The sequence below is a fragment of the Mycobacterium europaeum genome (assembly GCF_034555895.2).
In the GTDB taxonomy this organism is placed as follows: Bacteria; Actinomycetota; Actinomycetes; order Mycobacteriales; family Mycobacteriaceae; genus Mycobacterium; species Mycobacterium europaeum.
In genome coordinates this window covers 176,746-200,828 of the sequence record NZ_CP157316.1, presented here as the reverse complement: position 1 = coordinate 200,828, position 24,083 = coordinate 176,746, and the positions used below count along the sequence as shown (strand labels likewise).

Genomic DNA, 24,083 nt, shown 5'->3' with positions numbered 1-24,083 from the left:
GCGATGACCGACACCGCGACCGAGACGTTGGTCCAGTTCGACCTCCTGATTGGGGGCGAACCATCCTCCGCTGCGTCGGGATTGACCTACGACAGCGTTGACCCCTTCACTGGCAGGCCCTGGGCGCGCGTGCCCGATGCCGCGGCGGCCGATGTGGATCGCGCCGTCGCCGCCGCCCGTGCCGCGCTGAATGGACCGTGGGGTGCGCTCACTGCGACCGCCCGCGGCAAGCTGCTGCACCGACTCGGTGAGATCATCGCGCGCGAAGCCGACCAGCTCGCCGAACTCGAGGTGCGTGACGGCGGCAAGCTGGTTCGCGAAATGGTCGGCCAGATGCGGTCGCTGCCGGATTACTACTTCTACTATGGCGGGCTGGCAGACAAGCTGCAGGGCGACGTCATACCGGTGGACAAGCCCAACTACTTCGTCTACACCCGCCATGAGCCCGTCGGCGTGGTCGGCGCGATCACGCCCTGGAACTCACCGCTACTGCTGTTGACCTGGAAGTTGGCCGCCGGGCTGGCCGCGGGTTGCACGTTCGTCGTCAAGCCAAGCGATCACACCCCGACGTCGACATTGGCGTTCGCAAAGCTGTTCGCCGAGGCCGGTTTTCCGCCGGGCGTGATCAACGTCGTCACCGGCTGGGGTCCGGAGACGGGCGCCGCGCTGGCGTCGCACCCGGGCGTCGACAAGGTCGCGTTCACCGGGTCGACGGCCACCGGCATTCACGTCGGCAAGGCCGCGATCGAGAACATGACCCGGTTCTCACTCGAACTCGGCGGCAAGTCGGCGCAAGTGGTGTTCGCCGATGCTGACCTCGACGCCGCGGCCAACGGGGTGATCGCCGGCGTCTTCGCCGCCACCGGCCAGACGTGTCTGGCGGGCTCGCGCCTGCTGGTAGACCGCAGCGTCGCGGACGCGTTGGTGGAGAAGATCGTCGCGCGGGCGGCGACCATCAAACTGGGCGACCCGAAGGACCCGACGACCGAGATGGGTCCGGTGTCCAACTTGCCGCAGTACGAAAAGGTGCTGTCGCACTTCGCTTCTGCACGTGAGCAGGGGGCGACGGTCGCCTACGGCGGCGAGCCCGCCAGCGACCTCGGCGGGTTCTTCGTCAAGCCAACGGTGCTGACCGGCGTCGACCAGTCGATGCGGGCCGTCGCTGAGGAGATCTTCGGACCCGTGCTGGCGGTGATGACCTTCGAAGACGAAGACGAAGCCGTCGCCGCGGCCAACGGCACCGAGTTCGGACTGGCCGCGGCGGTGTGGACCAAGGACGTCCACCGCGCGCACCGGGTGGCCGCCAAGCTGCGGGCCGGCACGGTGTGGATCAACGCTTATCGAGTCGTCGCGCCTCATGTTCCGTTCGGTGGCATCGGCTACAGCGGCATCGGACGGGAGAACGGCATCGACGCCGTGAAGGACTTCACCGAGACCAAAGCGGTCTGGGTGGAGCTGTCCGGAGAGACTCGCGACCCGTTCACGCTCGGCTGAATCGACAAAAGGGAAAGACATGACGCTGAATCTCGCGGCCGCCGACAAGGTGCTGGCCGGACTGCGGCCGTTTCCGGTGGCGGTCACCACGATTGACGGCGGTTTCGCTAATGGGCTGATGTCGCTGTCGGCCGGCTCGGCCAGCATCGTGCCGGAGCTGCCACGCGCGACCGTCAGCCTGACCAAATACAATAGGACGCACGACATGCTGTTGAACTCCGGCATTTTCGTGATGCACATGCTGTCAGCCGGCCCGCACGAGATCGAGAAGTCGATGGAGATCCTGATGACCCTCGGCGGCAGCTCGGGCCGGGACGGTGACAAGATCTCCAAGCTGCGGAGCAAGCCGGGCGTCACTGGTGCGCCGATCCTGCTTGACGCACACAGCTACGTGGAATGCCGCATCACGGGGTCGCTGGACAACGACGAGAACACCATCTTTGTGGGTGACGTCGTCGCCGCGGAGGTGTTCAGCTCCGAACAGCGGCTGCGGATCGGTGAGGCATGGGGCAAGTTGCCGCAGGAGTGGATCGAGCAGTACGAGGCCAACCACGAGCCGCAGCTGCAGAGTGCACGCGACCTGCGGGCTGCTGCTGCGGCACGGGTCTGATGTCCGAAGGGCCTTCTGGCGCATGGCAGCTGCCGGAAGAATTGGTGATGCTGCGCGATACGGTGCGGCGGTTCATGGATGCGCATGTGCATCCCGTCGAGGAGAAGCTGGACCACGACACAGTCGGGCTACCCCGCGAACAGCTCGTCGCGCTGCAGGCAAAAGCCAGGGAGGCCGGACTGTGGTCACTGCAGACGCCCGAGGAGTACGGCGGCGCCGGGCTCAGTGTCCTCGGCCAAGTGGTGGTCGCCGAGGAGGCAGCGAAATGCCGGATGGGGGCCTTCTTTCCGGCCCTCGGAGCCTTCGGCGGCAACCCCCCCAACATTATGTTCAAGGCGACACCCGAACAGTTCGAAAAGTACGCCCGACCTGTCATCGATGGGATCATGTCCAAGGCGTACACCGCGATCACCGAGGCTTCCGGTGGGTCGGATCCGGCGCGGGCGATCAAGCTCAAGGCGACGCGTGACGGCAGCAGCTACCTGCTCAACGGCTCGAAGATGTGGATTTCACATGCTCCCGACGCCGATTGGGGGGTGGTGTATGCCCGCACCGGTGAGGGGCGCCATGGTATCTCGGCTTTCATTCTCGAAAAGGGCACCCCAGGAGTCACGTTCAGCCGGATCCCCGTGATGGCGTCCTTCGCCCCTTACGAACTGCACTTCGATAACGTTCGGCTCCCGACCGAACAGCTGATCGGCGAAGAGGGACAGGGCTTTTCGTTAGCCGGGGAGTTCCTGGTGCACGGCCGCATCGTGTACGCCGCCGGGCCGATCGGCATTGCGCAGAGCGCGCTGGACATGGCCTGCCGATGGGCCAGGGACCGAGACGTGTTCGGCGGCAGGCTGGCTGACAAGCAGGGCATCCAGTGGATGCTGGTGGACAGTGAGGTAGACCTGCGGGCCGCACGGCTGCTGATGTACCAGGCCGCATCGAACGCCGACCTCGGACGCGACGTCCGGGTGGATGCGTCGGTGGCCAAGATGTTCGGAACCGAAGCAGCATACCGAGTTCTGGATCGGTGCATCCAGATTCACGGCGCACTGGGAATCTCTACCGAACTGCCGCTGGAGCGATGGTTTCGCGACCTGCGCGTCAAGCGTCTGGGCGAAGGTGCGACGGAAGTCCAGCGCGAGATCATCGCGCGATCGCTGGTGCGATAGCCGCGGCGACAATGGAGCTGAAAGGGACCGAAGTGCAATACAACCTGATGTTTCCGATGCGGGCCGTCAAGCACTGGAACCGCTGGTGCGAAGGCGCCGGTATCGGGGACGTCGCACGACTGGTGGAAGAGGCCGGCTTCGATGGCTTTTCCATGTCCGAACACCCCTATCCGGATCGGGAGTGGCTGGCCCGCGGCGGCCACCACGCTTTCGATCCGTTCGTGTCGCTGAGCTTCGCGGCGGCCGCCACCACCCGCATCCGATTGATGACCTACATTCTGGTGTCGGGTTATCGCAACCCGTATCTGACGGCCAAAGCGGCCGCGAGCTTCGATCTGCTCTCGGGTGGTCGGTTCACATTAGGCACGGGAGCCGGCTATCTCAAGGCCGAATTCGAAGCGCTAGGAGCCGATTTCGACCGGCGCGGCGCACTGCTCGACGAGGCGATCGCGGCGTGGAAGGCGACGTGGGCGGGCGTCGATCATGACGGGCCGGAGTTCGGGGTCAGCGGACATGTCGCGCTGCCACCGCCGCTGACGACGGGTGGTCCGCCGATCTGGATCGGTGGCAACGGCGCGGCCGCGCAACGTCGTGTCGTGGAGGTCGCCGACGGCTGGATGCCGATGGCCGCGTCGGGCGAGATGGCCGCGATCACCCGCGCCCGCCCACTCGAGGACATCGACACGCTTGGTGACTGGATCGCGAGGGTGAACAAGCAGCGGGCGGAAGCGGGCCGCGGCGCTGCTGACGTCGCCTTCGTTCCGTTCGAAGCGCACCTGCTCGCCAGCGGCAACTGCGAGAGATTCTGCGCCGCGGTGCAGCCGCGGCTGGACGCCTACGCCGAGGCGGGTGTCACGTGGATCACCATCGAGCCGGCCAGCAGGAGCTACACAGACTTCCGGACCGACATCGACATGCTGAGCTCCCAGTTGATCAACTCCCGATGAACGGCGCCGTCAAGTCCCTGCCCGACCTCGTGCTCGTCCACGGCGGCGAGCACGCCGGTGACTGCTGGGATCTCGTCATCGCCGAATTGCGCCGCCAGGAACCCGGATTACGCACTCTCGCAGTGGATCTGCCCGGACACGGCAATAAGCCAGGCGACCTCGCGACCGTCACGATCGCCGATTGGGTGGACTCTGTCGTCGCCGACATCGAGGAAGCGGGTCTCGGTGACATCGTGATCGTGGGCCACTCGATGGCGGGTGTGACCGTCCCCGGCGTCGTCGCTAAGCTCGGTCCCTCCCGAGTCCGGGAGATGATTCTGGCAACGGCATTCGTTCCGCCGCAGGGCTCGGCCATCGCGGACACACTCGGCGGACCGCTGGCGGTCTTCGCTCGGCGCGCCGCGCGTATCGGCAGACCCATGAAGATTCCAACGCCGGCGGCACGCTGGGCGTTCTGCAACGGCATGACCCCCGCGCAGCGCCGGCTGACGATGTCCAAACTGCAAGCGGAGTCAGCGCGGATACCCGGAGAGCCGGTCGACCGCAGCGGACTACCCACCGATGTGCCGCGCACCTGGATATTGACCACCCGCGACCGCGCCCTGTCGGTGGCCTCACAGCACGCCAGCATCGCGGCACTCGGCGGGGTGGATACCGTTATCCCCGTCGATGCCTGCCACGAGGTGATGTTCAGCCATCCGGTGCGATTGGCCGAGATACTCATCGAGCGATGCCGGTTAAGGGGCTAGAGATCAGGTGACAGACTCATCATCGACGAATCAATCCGACCCAGCACCGACGTGCTTCTTCGTCACCGACGGAAAATGCTATGTGCCTACTTCTTTGGCGAGAGGGCCATGGGGTCCGTCGCTCAGCGGCAATTACATCGGTGGGTTGTTGGGGCGAGCGGTCGAGCAAGAAGTAGACGATGTCGACCTTCAACCCGCCCGGCTGACCGTCGACCTGCTCAGGCCGGTGGCGTTGCAACCACTGCAGATGCATTCCTCGGTTGTGCGTGACGGCCGCCGACTTCGACTGGTCGACGCGGTCATGACTCAGAACGACGTGATCGTGGCGCGGGCCAGCGCATTGTTCCTCCGCCGGAGTGAGCATGCCGTGGACACCGTGTGGACGTCACCCGTCACGATGCCCGCAGTGCCCGCGGAGCCCGACGTGCTGAATGACGATGCCCCGATGGTGTTTCACTCGTTCGGCCGGGACCCAGTCGCGGGGAGTCCGGGTGTCGGCATCAAAGAGTGGCGACACCACGGCCAGAAATTCGCGTGGATGCGGGAGACGAAGTTTCTCGTCGATGACGAGCCATTATCGCCTTTCACTCGCGCCGTCATGGCCGGAGACGTCACCAGCTCGCTAACCAATTGGGGTACTGAGGGATTGCAGTTCATCAACGCCGACTACACGATCACGCTCAGTCGCCTGCCGGAAGGTGTCTACATCGGATTGGCGTCGGTGACGCACTACAGCCATGCGGGGGTCGCCACTGGGGTGGCGACCCTGTTTGACGAAACCGGGCCGATCGGCAGCGGGATGGCAACGGCGTTGTCGAACCCGGGATTCACGCCACCACCGTCAATGGTGGTGAGCTGACCGGAGCTCAGGTGATGGCACCCTCGAGCTTCAGTTCGATCAAGTCGTGGACTTGATGTGCATCGATACCTCCCTGCGGCGCACAAGCATTGCCCTGGAAATGCTGGGCACGCACCATCTAGGCTGCCGGCTCTGGAACCGTGATCATTGGGGCTTAGCCGGTCATCCGTTGCGGATCGCCTCAGCGAGTTTCGCGGGCGCATCGATCATGACAAAGGCGGAGCAATCCGGGATCTCGATCAACGCGGCATGTGGAAACGCGTCGCGTAGCCGGCGAGCATGGTCGAGGGGGAACAGTTTATCCTCGGTGCCCCATGTCAATGTGACGGGTCTGTCGAACGCCTTGATCGCAGGTGCGGCACGCAGAGTCAGCGCCGGATCCAGTGAGGCGGTCACCATGACCGCGTCGCGACGGGCCGCTCGGCTGGTGGCGAACGCGCCGAAGATCTCCCGTTGCCGCTCGTGGGAGGGCGGGTGCTTGGACACCGCCTTCAGGAAGAAGCTCTGCCCTGGTTCAGTGGCCAACAGGCGGACAATTCCTCCACCCACCCGGGAGCTGAGACGGCACAGCTTGACGATCTGAGCGAAGGAGCCAGGCGGAAAGTGTTCGTAGCTATCGCAATTGGTGAGTACCAGACGGGCGATGCGGGATGTGTCCAGACCTGGATCGCCCAGCGATGCCAGCACCAGTCCACCACCGGTGTCGTTGGCCACCACGGTGACGTCGGTCAGATCGAGGGCTTCCATGAAGTGGACGATGCGCCGCGCTGCCGCCTCAGCGCCCAGGTCGGCGCCGCCGGTGGGGGTGCTATGCGCGCCCAGCGGCCAGGTCGGCGCGATGCAGCGGCAGCCCTCCCCTAGTTCAGCCACGACGTCGTTCCACACCGCGCCGGTGACATAGACGCCGTGGACGAAAAGGATCGTCGAACCCGTTCCGCTGTCGGTGTATTCGATGTCCAAGTTGTCTACTCGTACTGTCTGGGTTGTCACGTCGACTCTCCTGTGCTCAGTGGCCACGAAAATTTGGGGTGCGCCGTTCGCGGAAGGCGCGTGCCCCTTCTCTGAAGTCAGCGGTCTCGACCAACGCCAACTGCCCCTCGGCTTCGATAGCTTGCACCGGCTCGAGCTCGGCCAGGGTCGCTGCGGCCAGCGCACGCTTCGTCCAGCCGAACGCCAACGTTGGACCGCCGGAGACCGACCGCAGCACGTCGGTCAGCACCGACTCGTATTCGTCCGCGGAAGTGATGTGCGAGATCATCCCCCATTCGAATGCGGTTGCAGCGGAGATCTTTTCCGCGGTCATGGCCATGCGAGCGGTGCGCGCTCGACCAATCAGCAATGGCAGCAGCGCGGACGCACCCCCGTCCGGCATCAGCCCGACCCGGGTAAAGGCCAACTGAAAGTACGACGCTGGCGCGGCCACCACCAGATCGCAGGCGAGCGCCAGCGCACACCCGAAGCCAACGGCCGCTCCATGGACACCGGCGATCACCGGCTTGGGTAGCGAGGTGATCGCCCGGACCACCCGGTTGGCGGCATCAGCGGCGCCCGCAGTGTCACCGCCGGTCAGGTCGCCGCCGGAACAGAATGCTCGACCGGCACCGGTGAGCAGCACCGCGCGGACTGATTCGTCTGCCTCGGCATCGCGAATGTGAACCGACAACTCCTCGAGCATGGGGGTGTCGACGGCGTTGAGCTTCTCCGGTCGGTCCAGCCGGATCCGCAGCACCGCGCCGTCGTGCTCGACCGAGATGCCGTTCATCGCAACGGGATCATAGGCCGAGGTCGCGTCCGATGATGTCCTTCATGATCTCGGTGGTGCCACCGAAGATCGTCATGATGCGATTGTCCATATAGTCGCGCGCGACGCGGTATTCCGTCATATAGCCATAGCCGCCGTGCAACTGCACGCAGCCATCGATCACCTTCTTGGCGGTCTCGGTGCACCACCATTTTGCCTTCGATGCCTCGACTGCGGTGAGTTCCCCGTCCACTACCGCCTGGAGGCACCTGTCGATGTATTGCTCACCGATCTCGAGCTCGGTGTCCATCTCGGCCAACAGGAATCGGTTGTGCTGGAAGCTGCCGATCGACTGGCCGAAAGCCTTGCGGTCCTTGGCGTATTGCAAGGTCTGCCGCCAGGTCTCGCGTGCGCCGGCGATGGCTGAGATGGCGATGGACAACCGCTCCGACGGAAGGTTGTGCATCAGGTGATAGAAGCCGCGTCCCTCTTTGCCCAGCAGGTTCGCCGATGGCACCCGAACGTTCTCGAAGGCTAGCTCGGCGGTGTCCTGGTAATGCAACCCCATCTTTTCGAGCTTGCGGCCGCGGCTGAAGCCCTCCATGCCCGCCTCGACCACGAGCAATGTGAAGCCCTTGTGGCCGGCCTCGGGGTCTGTGCGGCATACCACCACTACCAGATCGCAGTTGATGCCGGATGAGATGAATGTCTTGGCGCCGTTGATGATCCAGTCGTCACCGTCGCGGACGGCCGAGGTGCGGATCCCGGCCAGGTCGCTGCCCGCGCCAGGCTCGGTCATCGCTACGGCGACGATCAGTTCGCCGCTGATGATGCCCGGCAGCCAGCGCTCCTTCTGCTCATCGTTGGCCAACGACGAGAAGTACGGGCCCACAACGTCGTTTTGCAGGCTCAACGACGGCGACGGCCCTCCGTATCGGGCGATCTCCTCGTCGATGACCGCGTTGAACCGGAAGTCGTCGACTCCCCCGCCGCCGTACTGCTCGGGCATGTTGAACCCGATCAACCCGTATTTGCCAGCGGCGACGAACGCCGAGCGGTCGACGATGCGGTCGGCTTCCCAACGCTCGGCGTTTGGCACGAGTTCACGCTCGATGAACTGCCGGACCGTCTCGCGGAATGCCTCGTGCTCCGGCTCCAGAACGAGTCTTTTCATGTGGTGATCTCACTCTCCATACAGTCGTCGCATTTCTTCACCGACTTTGCCAGAAACTCGCGAAACGACCTGTGCTCCCCGCCTTCGCAGATCGGCATCCGGGATCGGCAGCACAACAGCACCGGTCGCCTTCGACGGCAGCAACACCTTGGCGGTGCCTCGCGTGGTGGTTTCGCCCCGCTGGCTGGTGGCGAAGACGTCCAGCGACACTGGGTCTTCAGCCCCCTCGCCCTTTGAGGTGACCGTGCCAGTGCAGCGGTGCACGTCTCCGTGGTAGTTGAAGCCGCGTAGTTGCAGATCCATCTCAGCCAGCCAGCCGTCGTCACCGGTCCAGTTGGTCAGCAGGTGGCTTACCCACGCCGCGCGCATCTGACCATAGTCGTACGGCGCCGGAATACCAAGTGCCTGAGCGCGTTCGGCATCCCAGTGCAGTCGTTGCACGACGTCGGGGACGCCATACTCATCCGGCTGGTAGAAAGCGGGCATCCGCTTGCGTAATTGGTGGGCGAATTTCAGCGGCCCCACGCCATAGCCGCCCCAGCCCCACCCCATGTGCATCGAGATGATGTCGACGACAGTCAACGGGCCCTTGATGATTCCGGGGAGTTCGTCGCCCACCGAGACGTCCTCCCACCACTGGGGATCAGCGCCTCGCCGTTGCTCTGCCTCGTACTCTTCCTCGACCTGGGCGAACTCCTCGGGAGTCCAGTGCTTGCGCGCGATGTCCTTAAGCTTCCCGGACTTCTTCGAGCCGTGACGCTCGGCGTTGATGTAGGACTCGTCGCGGGTCGCGATCGGGTTGCCGTCGATGTCGACGTAGAGGTAACGGAAGGTTTCCTTGACCGAACGCCCACCGGAGAATTCACTTTCCTTCACCTGGACGTCGAGGGTGTAGTTCTCCGCTAAGACCGGCCTGCCCGCGTAGATCGGGCGGTACCACGTCCACTTCACCCCCGAGTAGTACTTGCCAGTTCCGCGAAACAGACCGCGGAACAGCTTCTTCCGCTCCGGATCGGTGAACTTAGGGGTCTGATCCAGGCCCGTCGCGATCGGGAAGGTCGGCGATGCGATCTGTCCGTGCCAGCGTGTCGACGGCCCGTACGTCGGGTCGTGGAACAACGGGTTGTCGTCACCGCAGCCGAAGGCGAAGTGCGTGATGGCGTCGGCCGACGGCAGCTTGTTCCACGCTTCGTCGCGCTGGTGAACGGGAATTCCGATCTGCCCTTTGGCGCGTTCGATGTCCTCGTCGGTGATGCGGCCCTCTTCGGCGGCCGCGTCGGCGCTGTGCTTTTCTGTGGTGGTCATCGGTCCTCCTAGAACTTCAGCATTGCGCCGGCGTCGACCTTGAACTGCAGGCCCGTGACATACCGGGATTCGTCCGAGGCCAGAAAGCAGACCGCGTTCGAGATATCCGAGGCTTCGACGTAGGGGGTGGGCATCGCCTGCATGGCGGGGAAGGCCAGCAGGGCGTCGTCGCGGCTCGGCGCCTCGAGGTCTGGTCGGAACTGCCGGTACATCGGCGCACTGTTGAGCATGTCGGTGTTCACGTTTGTCGGGTGAATAACGTTGGCGCGGATGGATTGTGGGGCGAGCTGTGCGGCGAGCTGCAAGGTATAGGAATCCACCAGCTGCTTGGCGTAGCTGTAGCCCGCGCCGCCCGGGCCCTGCGGGCCGCCGGCGCCGGGGGGCTGGGCGGCTGCGATGAGGCCGGCGACCGATCCGGTGGTGATGATCGACGCGCCGGACGTCAGGTACGGCAGCGCGGCGTGGACGGTGTTGATGACGCCGACGAAGTCGACGTCGAAGGCATCGGCGAAGGCCTGAACCGGCAGATGAGCGCCCAGTGGGCAGATGCCGGCATTGGCAACTACCACGTCGAGTTTGCCGAATTCGGCGACCGCGTTCGCGAGTTCGCGGCCGACGGCCGCCCGGTCTCGCACGTCGACCTCGGCGGTGTAGGCCTTGCGGCCGGTCTTCTCCACCTCCAGACCGGCTTCCTCGAGATCACGCGATGTCGCCAGTGGGTATTCGTTGGTCTCGATGTCGTGACAGATGTCGAAGAGGATGATGTCAGCGCCCTCCTCGGCCAGTTTGACGGCGTGGCTGCGGCCCTGACCGCGGGCTCCTCCGGTAACCAGAACCACTTTGTCCTGCACTCGACCCATTTCAGCGTGCCTTCCATACGGGTTGACGCTTCTCTGCGAAGGCCAACGGACCTTCCTTGGCGTCCTCAGACTTCAACAACTCGGTGAATTCGCGAATCGTGCGTTCCCACTTGGGTTCCTCGGCGCCGATGATCCCGTCGTCGGCACCGTAGGCGATCCGCTTACTGGCTTGTACCGACAGTGGCGCGTTACAGGTGATCCGCTCGGCGAGCGCCAAGGCGGCTTCCACGACGGTGCCGTCCGGCACGACCTCATTAATCAGGCCCCACCGCAAGGCGTCGGAGGCTGTCATCGGCTCACCTGTCAACACCAACTCCAACGCGACCTTGCGTGGCAGCTGCTCGACGATCCGGAACACGCCGCCCGCACCCGCGATCAGGCCGCGTTTCACCTCAGGAAGTCCGAAACTCGCACTCTCGCAGGCGATCACCAGATCGCTGGCCAAGGCGAGCTCTGAGCCGCCGCCGAGCGCGGTGCCGTTCACTGCGGCGATGGTGGGTTTGTCGATGAAGTGGTGCACGTAACCGGCGAAGCCCCATTCAGGGTGCTCCGCGTGGTAGAGATTCTCGCCGCGAGAGACGGCCTTGAGGTCTGCTCCGGCACAGAACGACTTCTCGCCGGCACCCGTAAGGACGACGGCCCGCACCTCGGGATCGCGCTGCGCCGCTTCGAGTGCGTCACCGACGGCCGTGCTGACCGCGCCGTTGACGGCGTTGCGCGCATCTGGCCGGTCGATGGTGATGAGCGCGACGTTGCCCCGCCGCTCGACGACGGCGGCTTGGCGGGTCACCTCTGTCAGGGTTTCAGCCATAATGTCTCCTTCCGATTGGATTGGCAGTGCCGGAGTTTCAGCCTGCGGCGGCCGGTTGACCGATCGGCACGCCAAGGTCCTCGAGCAGTGCGATTAAACGCCGACGATCGACCTTGAGTGCCGCTCCACGAGGCAACTCGTCGACGACGAAGATGCGGGCGGGCACCTCATAGGGCGTCAGTGTGGCCCGACAGTGTTCCCGGAGCGCCTCGCCATCGGCGGCGGCGCCTGGGCGCAATTCAACTGCGGCAACCGGAATCTGGCCCAACCGCTGATCCGGCATGGGCGCGACGGCGGCATCTGCCACCGCCGGGTGCGCACGCAATGCGCGGACGACCGTCTCCGGGGACACCTTGAAACCGCCGCGCACGATCACGTCGTCCGCGCGGCCGTCGATGTAGAGGAAACCATCTTCATCGAGATGCCCTAGGTCACTGGTCGTGATCCAGTCTCCGGCGCCGCCGGCCTGCAGCGTGGCAACCTGCAGCCTGCCGGTGACCCCCCGGCTGACCGCGGCGCCATCGTCGTCGACGACCCGCAACCGCACACCGGGAAAGGCGCGTCCGACGCTGCCCTTCTTGTCGGCCCACCGCGAGTGGAAGTCCTTCACCGTCCATCCGGCCACGGCGCCGGAGAATTCGGTCGCGCCATAGACGACGAGGATCGGGATGCCGTAGCGCTCGAAGAACGCATCGACCAACGCTGGGTCGACGGGACTGGTACCCGCATTGATGGCTCGGATGCTCGCCAGGTCCTCCCGCGGAATGTCGGAGTCGAGCACCGATCGCATGGCCGCCGGGGGCAGCCCTGCCACCGCGGGCCGATACTGCTTCACCACGGCGTGCCAACCCGGCACCGTGAATCGATCGAGCATCGCGATCGGCCGGGCCGCGACCAGTGACTGCAACAACGACCAGAGCCCGCCAATGTGCACGATCGGCAACGTCACCAGGCCGACCGCTCCGGTCAGCGGCGGCTTGGTTCTCACTTCCGGACGATCGTTGTGCCGCAACGCCGAAGCCAGGGAGGCCTCGAGCTGCGCGCGGGTCAGCGGGATGCGCTTCGGGGCACCCGTCGTGCCCGAAGTCAGCATCTCGATGGCTACCGCTGGATCGCCGCTCACCGCTTCCGTCGTGCCCCGTACCTGCAGGTCGAGTTCGCCGTCGTCGAGCCTCCAGCCGGTCGCCCCGAGATCGGCGACGACGCGGTTGAACACCTCGTCGGACCACAACGCGGCAGGCGCAAGGACGAAGGGAGCGGCGGACGCCCCGAGGTCGTCGCTCAGCCGGTCCGGCGGCTGGAGCGGGCTGATGGTCACCAACGTCCGTCCGCCCCGAAAGATGGCGATGAGCGCCGCGACAGACTCCATTCGATTGGATAGCACGACGGCGACTCGGCCGCCGGTCTGACACCCGGCGGCGGTCAGTTCCCGGTCGATCCGCTCGGTGAGTGACCGAACGGAACCCCAAGACGCCCAGCGTCCGTCGCACTCCAACATGCGGTCGTCGTCGTCGGCGTCCCAGAGCCGTCCCAGCGCATCGTCAATGCTCGTCATCGTGACTTTCCGGATCGACTTCCGCGGCGGATAGCCGTTCTCCTGAAACTAGTGGACATGGTTTACTAGGTCAACTTTGTGAAAGGTTTTGCGATGGACTTCGGCTTGACGGACGAACAGGATCAACTCGCCGCGGCGGAGCGGGCCTGGCTCACCAAAAACGACCCCATCGCCAGGGTCCGCGCGACGCTGGACTCGGCTGCGGTCACCGTCGATCCTGCGGCGGTCGCGCATGCGGCGGAATCGGGTCTTCTGGAGCTGCTCACTCCCGAAATGGGCGGCACCCATGTGGATCTCGCCATCCTCGCCGAGGAGCACGGATACGCGGCCAGCTCGCTCCCGGTCGCGGATCTCAATATCGCGGCCTGGCTGCTCGACCACGTCGACTCGCCCGCCGGAGACGGCGAACTGACCGGATTGACGCTCGGTCCCGACGCCCTTCTTGATGGCGATGCGCTGGGGCTGGCTGGTATCACCCGTCCGGTGCCGATGGCCGCCGATATGGACTCCATCGCGGTGGCAGGCCACGTGGACGACGGCGAGTACCTGGCGGTCCTGAATGCCCCGACGCTGTCGGGCATGTCGACGCTCGACCTGAGCCGTTCGTGGGCACGCGTGGACCTCGACGCGACGATCGCCGACTGGACGCGGCTGCCTGCCGGCACGCTGGCCCTGCTGCGCGACGCTTTGGCGGTGCACCGGGCGTTCGACGCATTGGGCGCGGCGGCCCGACAGCTCGACATGACGGTGTCTTACGCCAAGCAGCGGGAGCAGTTCGGCGCGCCGATCGGGTCGTTCCAGGCAGTCAAGCATCACTGCGCCGACATGGCAGTCGCGGTGGAGGCCGGCCGGGCCACGCTGTGGGCCGCGGCGCTCGCACTGGACACCGCGTCGGCCGCTGCCCGGTCCCGGGCCGCGTCCGCGGCGGCGGCGTACACGAAGTCCGCCGCCGCCAAGGTGGCCGGAACGGCGCTGCAGGTGCACGGCGGCATCGGCTTCACCTGGGAACACGATCTGCATCTGTTCCTGCGCCGGATCAAGGTCGACGAAGCCTTCAACGGGAGCGTCGCCGAACACCGCGCGGCGCTGCTCACGGCTTGACATTCAGCGCCGATCCCGCGGCAGCGCCAAGCCCCGCTCGGCGATCAGGTTGCGCATGATCTCCGAACTGCCGCCGGCGATGGTGTAGGCCCGAGCGTACAACCACTCGTCCTGCCAGCGACCGCCGTCGAGAACGTCCGGGTCGCCCTCCACTAAAACGCCTGCCTCGCCGCCGAGTTCGACTGCGAAGCGTGCCATCTCGAGATTCAGCTCGCTGAACATCAGCTTGGCCATCGCGCCGTCGTGCATGCGCTCGGTGCCACGCAGCCAACGCGTGAGATTGGCGTACGTCAGCGCGGACAGCGCCTCCACCTCGGCGCTGAACTCGCCGATCCGATCACGAATACGGTCGTTGTCGATCGCGAGGCGACCGTCGACGGTGACGTGCGAGGCGAGTTGCACCAATGCCTCAATGGCCAGCCTCAACTTGACGACCGCGGCGCCCACGCTGGTACGTTCATGCCCCAACGTGGCGTTTGCGATCGCCCAGCCCTGTCCCGGTTCTCCGATCATCGCCTCGGCCGGCACCTCGACGGAATCGAAGAAGACCTCGTTGAAGTCCGAGGTGCCGGTCAGCTCGCGCAGCGGGCGCACCGTGATGCCCGGGCTGGACATGTCGAGGATAAACGCACTGATGCCCTTGTGCTTGGGGGCGTCGGAATCGGTGCGCGCCAACAGATATCCGTAGTCGGCCCAGTGTCCGTCGGTGGTCCACACCTTCTGCCCGTTGACGGTATAGGTATCACCGTCGAGAACAGCGCGGGTACGCAGCGACGCCAGATCGCTTCCTGCACCGGGCTCGCTGAACAATTGGCACCACAGCTGTCGACCCGCGCGGATCTCGGGCAGATGCCTGCGGCGCTGGTCATCGGTGCCGTAGTGGATCAGCGCATGCGATGCCAGCGCGTTACCGCTCGGCACGCCCGGCACCGCAGCCCGGGCCAGCTCCTCGCCCACCACGATGGCGTGTTCAGCGGAGCGGTCATCGCGGCCGCCGAACTCCACGGGCCAGTCGGCGCCGACGTAGCCGGCTTCGAACAGACGCGCCGTCCAATCCTGAAGCGCCTTGAGTTCGGCTTCATTCTCAGCGCTGCGCACGCCCGCCCGCGGCGGTATGGGCGGTGCATGCTCCGCAATGAAAGCCCGCACCTCCGCGCGAAAGGCCTCCAGTTCGGGACCCATTCCGTATTCCACGTTTCCGTCTTCCTGTTGATTACGAACGTCTCAGCGCCTCAACGTTATTCGGAGCGCCGTTGTCGGTACGGCGCCAACAGTTCGCCGGCCGCCCGGTCTCGCAGCGCGTCGGCACGGCCAACCAACACGGAGTTGGCCCGAGCGCGGCGCAGCAGCAAATGGATCGGGTGCTCCCAGGTGAAGCCGATGCCGCCGTGGATCTGCAACGCACCCTCGGTGGCGGCGACACCGGCATCGAGGGCGGCCGCGGCGGCCAAATCCGCCAGGTAACCCGACTCCTCGAGGTCGGACTCGACGGCCTCGAGGATCTGGCTGCGGGCGCCCTCGAGTGCGACCAGCATGTCGGCGCACCGGTGCGACACGGCCTGGAAGCTGCCGATGGGGCGGCCGAACTGATGCCGTTCGCGTGCCCACTGAACGGCCATCGCCAGCGCGCGCGACGCAACCCCAACGGAATCCGCGGCCACGGCCAGGGCCGCCCGGCGGCGCGCCGCGGCCAACATCCGAGGCACATCGGTTCCGTCGGCCAGCACCTCCCCCGCCGCCCCGCTGAAGGTCACCGCGCCGACGGTGCCGGTGAGGTCGAGCGGCTGCTGGGCCGTCACCTCAACGCCGTCGGCGGACGCGTCGACGGCCACCAATACCTCACCCACCCCGGCTGCGACGCGAGCCAATGCCACGAGCACCTCGGCGTGTGGTGCTCCCGCCACGATCGGGACCACACCGGAGAGACCAGTTCCGTCCCACTCGGGCAGCTCGGGGCCGCTGGTCACCCAGCCGCTGTCGTTGACGGGTACGGCGAACGCCGCCGTTGCACCGCCCGTGATTCGCTTAACCAAAGCCTTTGCGCCGCAATGTAACGCGACGTCGAGCCCGATCACGGTCGGGACAAGCGGCGCCGGGGCCAATGCCTTGGCGGCCTCTTCGACGGCCGTGTACAGCAACCGCGGTCGGGCGCCGGCGCCGCCCAAGGTTTCATCGACAGCAAGGCCCGGTAGGCCGAATTCGACGAGCGCCGACCACACTTCGGGCTCGGCCGCATCGACGGGACGCTTGCGGTCGAGCAATGCTGCTTCGTCCACTTTGGCCTGCAGTGTCGCCGCCAGCACCTCGCGCAGCTCGCGTTCATCTTCCTCGGGCACGGTGAGCGGGGCGCCGGGCGTGACGGCCGCTTCCCGGGTGCCCTCGCCGCGGTGTGACGGCAGCCCGAGCACGCTCTCGGCGATGGTATTGCGTTGGATCTCCGCGGTGCCCGCACCGATCGTGGTCGCACGGCTCATCAGATAGCCGAACGTCCAACGCCCCTTGTCGACGGCGTCGGGTGCGCGGCTGCCCAGCGCCGCATAGGGACCGGCCGCGCGCAGGGCGAGCGCATGCATGTGCTGCTCAAACTCCGACTTCACCAATCGGTTCACCGACGCCATACCGCCGGGATCCTCGCCGCGCAGAACCGGGGCCAGCGCGCGGGCGCTGTTGGCTGCGATGGTGCGGACCCCGGATTCCAGCCGAGCAACGTCCTGGCGGACCAGCGGGTCGTCGTCAAGCCGTTGTGCGACGACAAGGTCGATCACCCGGTCGGCCGTGCGCCGGTACTTGAACTCGTCGGCCAGAAAGGCGGTGGCACGCTCGTGGCCCAGCGATGTGCGCATGATCGACCACCCCGCGCCCTCGTCGCCGACCACATTCTCGACGGGCACCGCGACATCGTCGAGGAAGACCTCGGCGAAATGCGCCGCGCCGCTGATGTCGCGCAGGGGACGCACGGTGATCCCGGGGCTCTTCATCGGGATCAAGAGATAGGTGATCCCGTCCGATGGTTTGCCCCCCGACCCCGTCCGCACCAGCGCGAACATCCAGTCGGCGCGATCGGCCATCGTGGTCCACACCTTCTGCCCCGTCACCCGGTACACGTCGCCGTCGCGGACCGCGCGGGTGGACAGCGACGACAGGTCACTGCCCGCCCCAGGCTCGGAAAACCCTTGACACCAGAACTCATCCGCGCGCAGCAGCGGTATGAGGAAGCGATCCTTCTGTTGCTGGGTGCCGTGCGCGATGAGCGTGGGGGCGAGGATGAACGACAGCGGACACGGATGCGGTGGCACACCCGCATCCGTGGTCATCCGGTAGTAGTCCAGCTGATCCGCCAGCGATAGGTCGAGTCCACCGACCTCGCGGGGCCACCCAGGCGCAGCCAGCTGGTGGTCGACGAGTTCGGCGTGCCAAGCGCGGGCCACCTCGATCCGGTCGGGTTCAACGCCCGACCGAGCGACGTCGGCCTGACGACGACGAAACTCGGCGAGCAGCAACTCGAGACGCGGCCGCCAATCAGCAGTCTGCATGGCACTCCACAAAGTCAACTTGGTTAACTATGTCTGGAGTGTGCCGGTTAATGCAGCCGCTTGGCAAGCGCGCCCGTCAGCCGTCTTCGAGAATGAGAGCAAGCTCGGGGCATGCCGCGACCCCGTCGCGGGTGAGCTGCTCGTCTTCCGGTCGCACCTCACGCTCCCCCAGGATGGAGTAGCCGGAGTCGTCGATCGGGAACAAATCCGGGTCGACGGCGTAACACTGGGCATGGCCCACGCACTTCGACTGCTCGAGCCGAACCTTCATACGACCTCCTCCGCTCGACCGTCCAGGCGTACGGTCTCATCCAAGTTTTCAGCATAAGGCTAAAGCTTTAGCTATTTCGACACACCTCTAGTCCACACTTATTCTGACACTTGTGTCGATACATATTCCTGACTCATATCGCAGAGTCAGTGGATATTTGTGGCGATCAACTGAGCTATGTTCCACTTGGTTCTGACATCTATGTTCGATAGGAGCTGCAATGACAGTCGCGCTCAGCGATGAAGAGACCATGCTGGTCGAAACCGTGCGGGCCTTCGTCGACCGCGACGTCAAGCCCACGGTCCGCGCAGTCGAGCACGCCAACGAGTACCCGGAAGCGTGGATCGAACAGATGAAGCGGATCGGAATCTTCGGGCTTGCCGTGCCCGAGGAATACGGCGGTTCACCGGTATCGATGCCCTGCTATGTGAAGGTGACCGAGGAGTTAGCCCGTGGCTGGATGAGCCTGGCCGGCGCGATGGGCGGACACACCGTGGTCGCCAAGCTGATCTCGTTGTACGGCACCGAAGAACAGAAACAGAAGTACTTGCCACGCATGGCGAGCGGGGAGATGCGGGCCACGATGGCGCTCACCGAACCTGGTGGCGGCTCCGACCTGCAGGCGATGACGACCACCGCACGAGCCGAGGGCAACGAGCTGGTGATCAACGGCGCGAAGACCTGGATCAGTAACGCGCGGAGGTCCGGCCTCATCGCACTGCTGTGCAAGACCGATCCACAAGCGCAGCCACGCCATAAGGGCATCTCGATAGTCCTGGTCGAACACGGTCAGGGTCTGACCGTCTCACGCGACCTGCCTAAGCTGGGCTACAAGGGCGTGGAGAGTTGCGAGCTGTCGTTCGACGAGTGCCGCGTACCGGCCGCGGCGATCCTCGGAGATGAACCAGGCAGAGGATTCGCCCAGATGATGAAAGGCCTCGAAACGGGCCGGATTCAGGTTGCATCGCGGGCGCTAGGGGTGGCGAGCGCAGCGCTGGAAGACGCGCTGAAATACGCGCAGGAGCGGGAGAGCTTCGGCCAACCGATCTGGAAGCACCAGTCGGTCGGCAACTATTTGGCTGACATGGCCACCAAACTCACCGCGGCGCGCCAACTCACCCGCTACGCCGCAGAGAAATACGACAGCGGTGAGCGATGCGACATGGAGGCCGGGATGGCCAAGCTGTTCGCGTCGGAGGTAGCCATGGAAATCGCGCTCAACGCCGTCCGAATCCACGGCGGCTACGGCTATTCCACCGAATACGACGTCGAGCGCTACTTCCGCGACGCACCTCTCATGATCGTCGGCGAGGGCACCAACGAGATACAGCGCAACGTCATTGCCGCACAGCTGGTCTCGCGGGGCAAACTCTAGACGCCGGCGAGTTGCCGATCGACCGCACCCACCCGCGGGAAGTTGAGCATCCGGCGGGCGTTCTCCTCGACGATCAGCCTGCACTCGTCGTCGGGCACGTCGGCAAGGACCTCGGCTGCCCGCTTGCGCGAGTTCGGCCAGTTGGAGTCGCTGTGCGGGAAGTCGATCTCGAGCATGATCCGGTCGATGCCGATGCTGTGCCGGTTCGTCAGGCCGTGCTCGTCGTCGATGAAGCATCCCCAGAAGTGCTTGCGGAACAGATCCGAAGGCCGGGTGTCGAAGTCAATCTTCTGGTAGTAGCGGTGCCGCTCCCACACGTAGTCGGTTCGCTCGAGGATGTAAGGCACCCAACCGATGCCGCCCTCAGCGAGCGAGATCTGGAGATCCGGGAACTGCTGCAGCTTGCCGGAGAACAGCAGGTCGACCGTGGACCACATCAGGTTCGTGGAGAATAGTGCCGTCGCGACCGCGAACGGTGCGTCGGGCACCGCCATCTGACCCGGGACCGGCTTGATCGTCGAGAACGAGAAACCCGGCACGAACGAGCCGGACCCGAAGTGCAGCGACACCGGCATCTTGGCGTCCGAGCAGACCCGCCACAAGCCGTCCCAGTGATCGGAGTGGAATGACGGCAGACCGAGCGGCACCGGGCTGTCCGGGAACGAGATCGTGCGCGCACCCTTGGCGGCGACGCGCTCTGCCTCGGCCACACATGCGTCGATATCCCATGTCGGCAGGATCGCCAGCGGGATGTAGCGCTCGGGCGCCACCGCGCACCACTCGTCGATGTAGAAGTCGTTCCACGCCTTGACGCACAACAGTGCCAGGTCCTTGTCCTCGGCACGCTGGAACGTGCCGCCGCCGAATCCCGGGAACGACGGGAAGCACAATGCCGACTGCACACCGTCGAGGTCCATGTCGGCGACCCGCGCGACGGGGTCGTAGCAGCCCGGAATCATGTCCTCGTAGCGGACGGGATCCATGCCCCACTCCTCGGGCGGTTTGCCGGCGACCGCGTTCAGGCCGATGGTCGGGAAGACCTGACCGTCGTAGTGCCACAGATGCATGCCGTTTTCCTCGACGATGCGCGGGCCCTGTTCGAGGTATTTCTGCGGCAACCTGTCCTGCCACACGCGTGGGTGCTCGACCAAGTGGTCATCAACGGACACGATCTGGTGGTCATCCTGAAGCGGCATGATGCTCCTTCGCATCTGACGATCGGTCGTATTTTTCTGACATATCGTCTTGTTTTCTGACGGTTCGTCTCACAGACTATATGACACATGCCACATTCGTCCAGCAGTTGAGAGGCGCGACATGGAATCCACGGACCGACCCGCCGAAGACGCAGGCCGGAACAAGGTCGATGAAGACGACCACGACCTGTTGACCTTCGGCGAAGCGGGCGAACGACTGCGCCTGGAAATCGCCGCGGCTGCGCGAGAGGTGCAAGGCCTGCAGCAATCCGGGCCGGTCGAGGCGCTCGAGAAGGCCCAGGCCCGCCTCGATGCACTGCGGTCCGCTGCAGCCCGCAACAGCGCGCAGCCCATCAACGACGCCAACTTCGAGAAGTTCTTCGGCTATCCGGGCAAAGCCAAGCGCAACCTGCCCGGAGCGCCGTCGGCCCGATGAGCGTGTCGGCGCGTACGGATAATTCACACATGGCTCGCACTCCCGACAAGTTGCGGCGCTCCGGCTATGCCCCCGCCGCCAATCACGGTGTGGGACGCCGCGGCCTGCACACCCGCGAGCGCATACTCGGATCCGCCGCGGAAGTGTTCCTGGCCAACGGATTTCACGCCACCTCACTTGACGCCATCGCGAGGGCGGCCGGCGCCTCTCGTGCGACCGTGTATCAATACTTCGCGGGCAAGGAAGAGATCTTCCGCGAACTGAGTGCGCTGGCCGAACGCGATGTGCTGGCACACGGTGAACACCTCGGTGAACTCGGCCCGACAGTCGACGGAGTGGATGCGCTGCACCGTTGGCTCGTCGCATGGGCGGATATCTACGACGCCCACGCCGCGGTGTTCGCCGAGTTTCCGGGCATCGGCACGGCCACCGGGTTGGCCGTCATCGATGCCAGCTCGGCCGCCGCCCAGTTCCATCAGACCGTCACCGATCGGCTGCGGCGGACACGCCTGCGGGATCTGGAAGCCGACGATGCGGCCGCAGCACTCGGGCGGATCCCCCACATGGTTCACCTCTACCGGTACCGGGACATGCTCCCTTTGCCCGCTCGCGCGACCGTGACGTGGTCGTTGACCGGTGCATTGCAGCTGATGCTGTTCCCCGAGACCCCAGCCGACGTGTTGCAGGTGGTAGCACCGGCAAGAGACGGATGCGCACGAACCACGCCCCGCGCCCTCGACTATGCCGCGGCGACACCGGCGGCCGTCGAGGCGTCGGGATCGCCGATTCCGCAGGATGTGCTGTCGGTCAGTTCGGCGTTGTTCGCCGAACGCGGCTACTACGCCATCGGCATGGAGGAGATCGCGGCCGCCGCCGATGTCAGCCGCGCGACCTTGTACCGGTACTTCAGCACCAAGGACAAGATCCTGGCCGAACTGACCCGCCGAGCGGTCGCCGAGATCGAAAAGCACGCCGCCGCCCTGCCTGCCAAGGCCGCGGATTCGCTGACCGAATGGATGCTTGGCTACGTCCGATTCCATCGCACCTACCGCGGCGTGATCCGGGCGTGGTTCGACGGCACGGTCGCAGAACAGCTCTCCAACGCCGATGTGGACCACGGTATTGGCGCGATTTTCCAGGCGGTTGCCGCGTTGTTGTCCACCGTCGACCTGCCGCCCGGCATCGACGCTGACGTGGCAGGCGCGGTGTTCGTGGCGGTCCTGGGCCGGATGTCCGAGCCGACGGGGGCTAGCGGACCGAACAGCGACGAGCAGGCCGCTGAGTTGATGGTCAAGCTGTTGCGCCGTTCGCTCCTGCGTGAAGCGTGAACACAGGAGCTCAGCCGGCGGCGGCCTTCAGCTCGGCGCGCAGTCGCTTCTTATCCACCTTGCCGCTGGCCAGTACAGGAAGATCGGCGACCAACACCAGTCGACGAGGCACCTTGTAGCGCGCCAACCGCTGCCGGACCCCCTCTTGCACCATTTCCAGCGTCGGCGACGCACCGCCGCGCGGCACCACAACGGCGCAGACCGCCTCGCCCCACTTGTCGTCGGGCACCCCGACGACGGCGCAAGCGGCCACCCCGTCAACCGCACTGACCGCATCCTCGACCTCGGGCGAATAAATATTCTCCCCGCCGCTGATGATCACGTCCTTCTTGCGGTCCATCAAATAGAGCAGCCCGCGCTCGTCCAGTCGACCCATGTCGCCGGTGCGACACCACCCGTCCCGCAGCGTCGCCTGCGTCGCCGCCGCGTCCTGCCAGTAGCCGCGGAACATCGAGTCGGACCGCACGACGATCTCACCTGCCTGCCCCACGGGCAGGACGCCACCGTCCGCATCGACCACACGTACCCGGGTGTCGGGAAATGGGAAGCCAACCGAGCTCAGCCGCTCGGCAGCGTAGGGGTCGTCGAGGATGTGCAGTTCCCGTGGCAGTCCAGAGACAATGACTTCCGTCTGTCCGTAAAGGTTGAGGAAACCCGCGTCCGGCAGAACGGCGAGTGCCCGCCGCAGGATAGCCGCGGTCATCGGCGCGGCCGAATAGACCACCGTGCGAACCGATTCCACCGCCAAGCGATCACTCACCTCATCGAGGAGCGCCCTGAGCATGACCGGCGCCAGATGCAGCACCGTGATGCGCTCGTCGGCGATCAGCCGCACCGCATCGGCCGCGTCGAACTGTTGCTGCAGCACCACGGTTCCGCCTCGAGCATGCAGCCCACCGATAATCCCGAGCGCACCGAAGTGGAACATCGGCATGTTGATCAGCCCGCGATCGGCGCTGCCGCAACGCATCTCGTTGTTCATGGTGAATGCGACCCTGCGCATCTCTCGCTGTCCGAGGATGCAGCACTTGGATGCGCCGGTCGTGCCGCTGGTGAACAGCAGGTACGCGATGTCGTCGGGCCGGGCCACGAACTCGTGCTCGCCGCTACGGCCTTCCTCCACAAATCGTTCGTAGCCCGTGATCCCCTGCGGAGCTTGTCCGCCGATGACCACCAACATCGGTGGCGACGGCATATCCGCGATGAGATCGCCGATCACCGGCACGAACTCGGCGGCGCAGAACACGATCGACGGGGCGACGCGCCGCAGCGCATCATCCATCTCGGGAGGCGAAAGCCGAAAGTTGATGGTGGCCATGATAATTCCGCCGAGTTGGGCGGCCGCGTTCAGTTCGCCGAACTCGATGCTGTTGCGGCTCAACACTGCGATGCGGTCCTGGCGCCTCACCCCTGCCGCGGCCATCGCCGACACCAATCGGACCGCCCGGTCCCATAATTGTGCGTGGGTCACGGTGCGCTGGCCGTACCGGTAGGCGACGACGTCGGGAAAGCGGACTGCGTTGTCGGTCACGATGTCACCGAGCGTCATGTCGTCGACTTCGGCCCTCGACATGA

22 protein-coding genes are annotated in these 24,083 nt (G+C 65.5%); 10 read left to right on the top strand and 12 right to left on the bottom strand.

What is annotated here, in order from left to right:
* Positions 1–3: 3 nt before the first annotated feature.
* The 6 genes from U8D42_RS28000 to U8D42_RS27975 are packed head-to-tail and all read left to right on the top strand — an operon-like array spanning position 4 to position 5,822.
* Complete coding sequence (locus tag U8D42_RS28000; RefSeq protein WP_009953817.1) at positions 4–1,494, top strand: aldehyde dehydrogenase; 1,491 nt, start codon at positions 4–6, stop codon at positions 1,492–1,494.
* Between the two features lie 19 nt (positions 1,495–1,513).
* Positions 1,514–2,104 (top strand): flavin reductase family protein, encoded by a 591-nt coding sequence (locus U8D42_RS27995; protein WP_009953816.1) that lies wholly within the window; start codon positions 1,514–1,516, stop codon positions 2,102–2,104.
* The gene (locus tag U8D42_RS27990) at positions 2,104–3,267 is read left to right on the top strand and encodes an acyl-CoA dehydrogenase family protein (protein WP_009953814.1); all 1,164 of its coding nucleotides are present in this window, start codon (positions 2,104–2,106) and stop codon (positions 3,265–3,267) included. The genes U8D42_RS27995 and U8D42_RS27990 overlap by 1 nt, the downstream gene beginning before the upstream one ends.
* Positions 3,268–3,278: 11 nt before the next feature.
* On the top strand, positions 3,279–4,214 hold the full coding sequence (locus tag U8D42_RS27985) for an LLM class F420-dependent oxidoreductase (protein WP_009953813.1): 936 nt from the start codon (positions 3,279–3,281) through the stop codon (positions 4,212–4,214).
* Complete coding sequence (locus U8D42_RS27980; RefSeq protein ID WP_009953812.1) at positions 4,211–4,963, top strand: alpha/beta fold hydrolase; 753 nt, start codon at positions 4,211–4,213, stop codon at positions 4,961–4,963. The genes U8D42_RS27985 and U8D42_RS27980 overlap by 4 nt, the downstream gene beginning before the upstream one ends.
* Positions 4,964–4,970: 7 nt before the next feature.
* Complete coding sequence (locus tag U8D42_RS27975; protein ID WP_029384511.1) at positions 4,971–5,822, top strand: thioesterase family protein; 852 nt, start codon at positions 4,971–4,973, stop codon at positions 5,820–5,822.
* Positions 5,823–5,984: 162 nt separating this feature from the next.
* Here U8D42_RS27975 and U8D42_RS27970 read toward each other — a convergent pair whose 3' ends face one another.
* Genes U8D42_RS27970 through U8D42_RS27940 form a run of 7 tightly spaced genes read right to left on the bottom strand, consistent with a single transcriptional unit; the run spans position 5,985 to position 13,268 of the window.
* Positions 5,985–6,782 carry an alpha/beta fold hydrolase gene (locus tag U8D42_RS27970; RefSeq protein WP_009953810.1) on the bottom strand — a complete coding sequence of 266 codons (798 nt, stop codon included), beginning with the start codon at positions 6,780–6,782 and terminating at the stop codon, positions 5,985–5,987.
* A gap of 46 nt (positions 6,783–6,828) precedes the next feature.
* A complete protein-coding gene (locus tag U8D42_RS27965; RefSeq protein WP_009953808.1) occupies positions 6,829–7,584 on the bottom strand; it encodes an enoyl-CoA hydratase in 756 nt (251 codons plus the stop codon).
* A gap of 10 nt (positions 7,585–7,594) precedes the next feature.
* On the bottom strand, positions 7,595–8,737 hold the full coding sequence (locus U8D42_RS27960; RefSeq protein WP_009953806.1) for an acyl-CoA dehydrogenase family protein: 1,143 nt from the start codon (positions 8,735–8,737) through the stop codon (positions 7,595–7,597).
* A gap of 9 nt (positions 8,738–8,746) precedes the next feature.
* Positions 8,747–10,042 (bottom strand): FAS1-like dehydratase domain-containing protein, encoded by a 1,296-nt coding sequence (locus U8D42_RS27955; protein WP_009953803.1) that lies wholly within the window; start codon positions 10,040–10,042, stop codon positions 8,747–8,749.
* Positions 10,043–10,050: 8 nt separating this feature from the next.
* Entirely contained in the window at positions 10,051–10,902 is an 852-nt protein-coding gene (locus U8D42_RS27950; RefSeq protein WP_020188806.1) for a mycofactocin-coupled SDR family oxidoreductase, read from the bottom strand.
* A gap of 1 nt (position 10,903) precedes the next feature.
* Positions 10,904–11,713, bottom strand: a complete 810-nt coding sequence (locus tag U8D42_RS27945; protein WP_014379527.1) for a crotonase/enoyl-CoA hydratase family protein — start codon at positions 11,711–11,713, stop codon at positions 10,904–10,906.
* 37 nt (positions 11,714–11,750) lie between these two features.
* Complete coding sequence (locus U8D42_RS27940; protein WP_014382032.1) at positions 11,751–13,268, bottom strand: class I adenylate-forming enzyme family protein; 1,518 nt, start codon at positions 13,266–13,268, stop codon at positions 11,751–11,753.
* 93 nt (positions 13,269–13,361) lie between these two features.
* Here U8D42_RS27940 and U8D42_RS27935 point away from each other — a divergent pair, with 93 nt between their 5' ends.
* On the top strand, positions 13,362–14,369 hold the full coding sequence (locus U8D42_RS27935) for an acyl-CoA dehydrogenase family protein (RefSeq protein WP_322860546.1): 1,008 nt from the start codon (positions 13,362–13,364) through the stop codon (positions 14,367–14,369).
* A 3-nt stretch (positions 14,370–14,372) separates the two neighbouring features.
* On the opposite strand, the gene U8D42_RS27930 is transcribed toward U8D42_RS27935, so the two are convergent.
* From U8D42_RS27930 to U8D42_RS27920, 3 genes are all read right to left on the bottom strand, one after another.
* Entirely contained in the window at positions 14,373–15,563 is a 1,191-nt protein-coding gene (locus U8D42_RS27930; RefSeq protein WP_009953797.1) for an acyl-CoA dehydrogenase family protein, read from the bottom strand.
* A gap of 44 nt (positions 15,564–15,607) precedes the next feature.
* Positions 15,608–17,902, bottom strand: a complete 2,295-nt coding sequence (locus tag U8D42_RS27925; protein WP_322860547.1) for an acyl-CoA dehydrogenase family protein — start codon at positions 17,900–17,902, stop codon at positions 15,608–15,610.
* Positions 17,903–17,978: 76 nt separating this feature from the next.
* A complete protein-coding gene (locus U8D42_RS27920) occupies positions 17,979–18,173 on the bottom strand; it encodes a ferredoxin (protein WP_009953795.1) in 195 nt (64 codons plus the stop codon).
* A 220-nt stretch (positions 18,174–18,393) separates the two neighbouring features.
* Between U8D42_RS27920 and U8D42_RS27915 the strand changes: the two genes are divergently transcribed.
* Positions 18,394–19,548: an acyl-CoA dehydrogenase family protein gene (locus tag U8D42_RS27915; protein WP_009953794.1), complete on the top strand. Its 1,155-nt coding sequence runs from the start codon at positions 18,394–18,396 to the stop codon at positions 19,546–19,548.
* On the opposite strand, the gene U8D42_RS27910 is transcribed toward U8D42_RS27915, so the two are convergent.
* Positions 19,545–20,744, bottom strand: coding sequence for an amidohydrolase family protein (locus tag U8D42_RS27910; protein WP_009953793.1), 1,200 nt, complete (start codon positions 20,742–20,744; stop codon positions 19,545–19,547). The genes U8D42_RS27915 and U8D42_RS27910 overlap by 4 nt on opposite strands.
* 121 nt (positions 20,745–20,865) lie before the next feature.
* Here U8D42_RS27910 and U8D42_RS27905 point away from each other — a divergent pair, with 121 nt between their 5' ends.
* Together U8D42_RS27905 and U8D42_RS27900 are read left to right on the top strand one after the other, a co-directional pair.
* Positions 20,866–21,180, top strand: coding sequence for a hypothetical protein (locus U8D42_RS27905; protein ID WP_009953792.1), 315 nt, complete (start codon positions 20,866–20,868; stop codon positions 21,178–21,180).
* Between the two features lie 29 nt (positions 21,181–21,209).
* The gene (locus U8D42_RS27900; RefSeq protein ID WP_009953791.1) at positions 21,210–22,508 is read left to right on the top strand and encodes a TetR/AcrR family transcriptional regulator; all 1,299 of its coding nucleotides are present in this window, start codon (positions 21,210–21,212) and stop codon (positions 22,506–22,508) included.
* Positions 22,509–22,518: 10 nt separating this feature from the next.
* Here the strand turns inward: U8D42_RS27900 and U8D42_RS27895 are convergent, their stop codons facing one another.
* Positions 22,519–24,081, bottom strand: a complete 1,563-nt coding sequence (locus U8D42_RS27895) for a class I adenylate-forming enzyme family protein (protein ID WP_009953790.1) — start codon at positions 24,079–24,081, stop codon at positions 22,519–22,521.
* Positions 24,082–24,083: the final 2 nt, after the last annotated feature.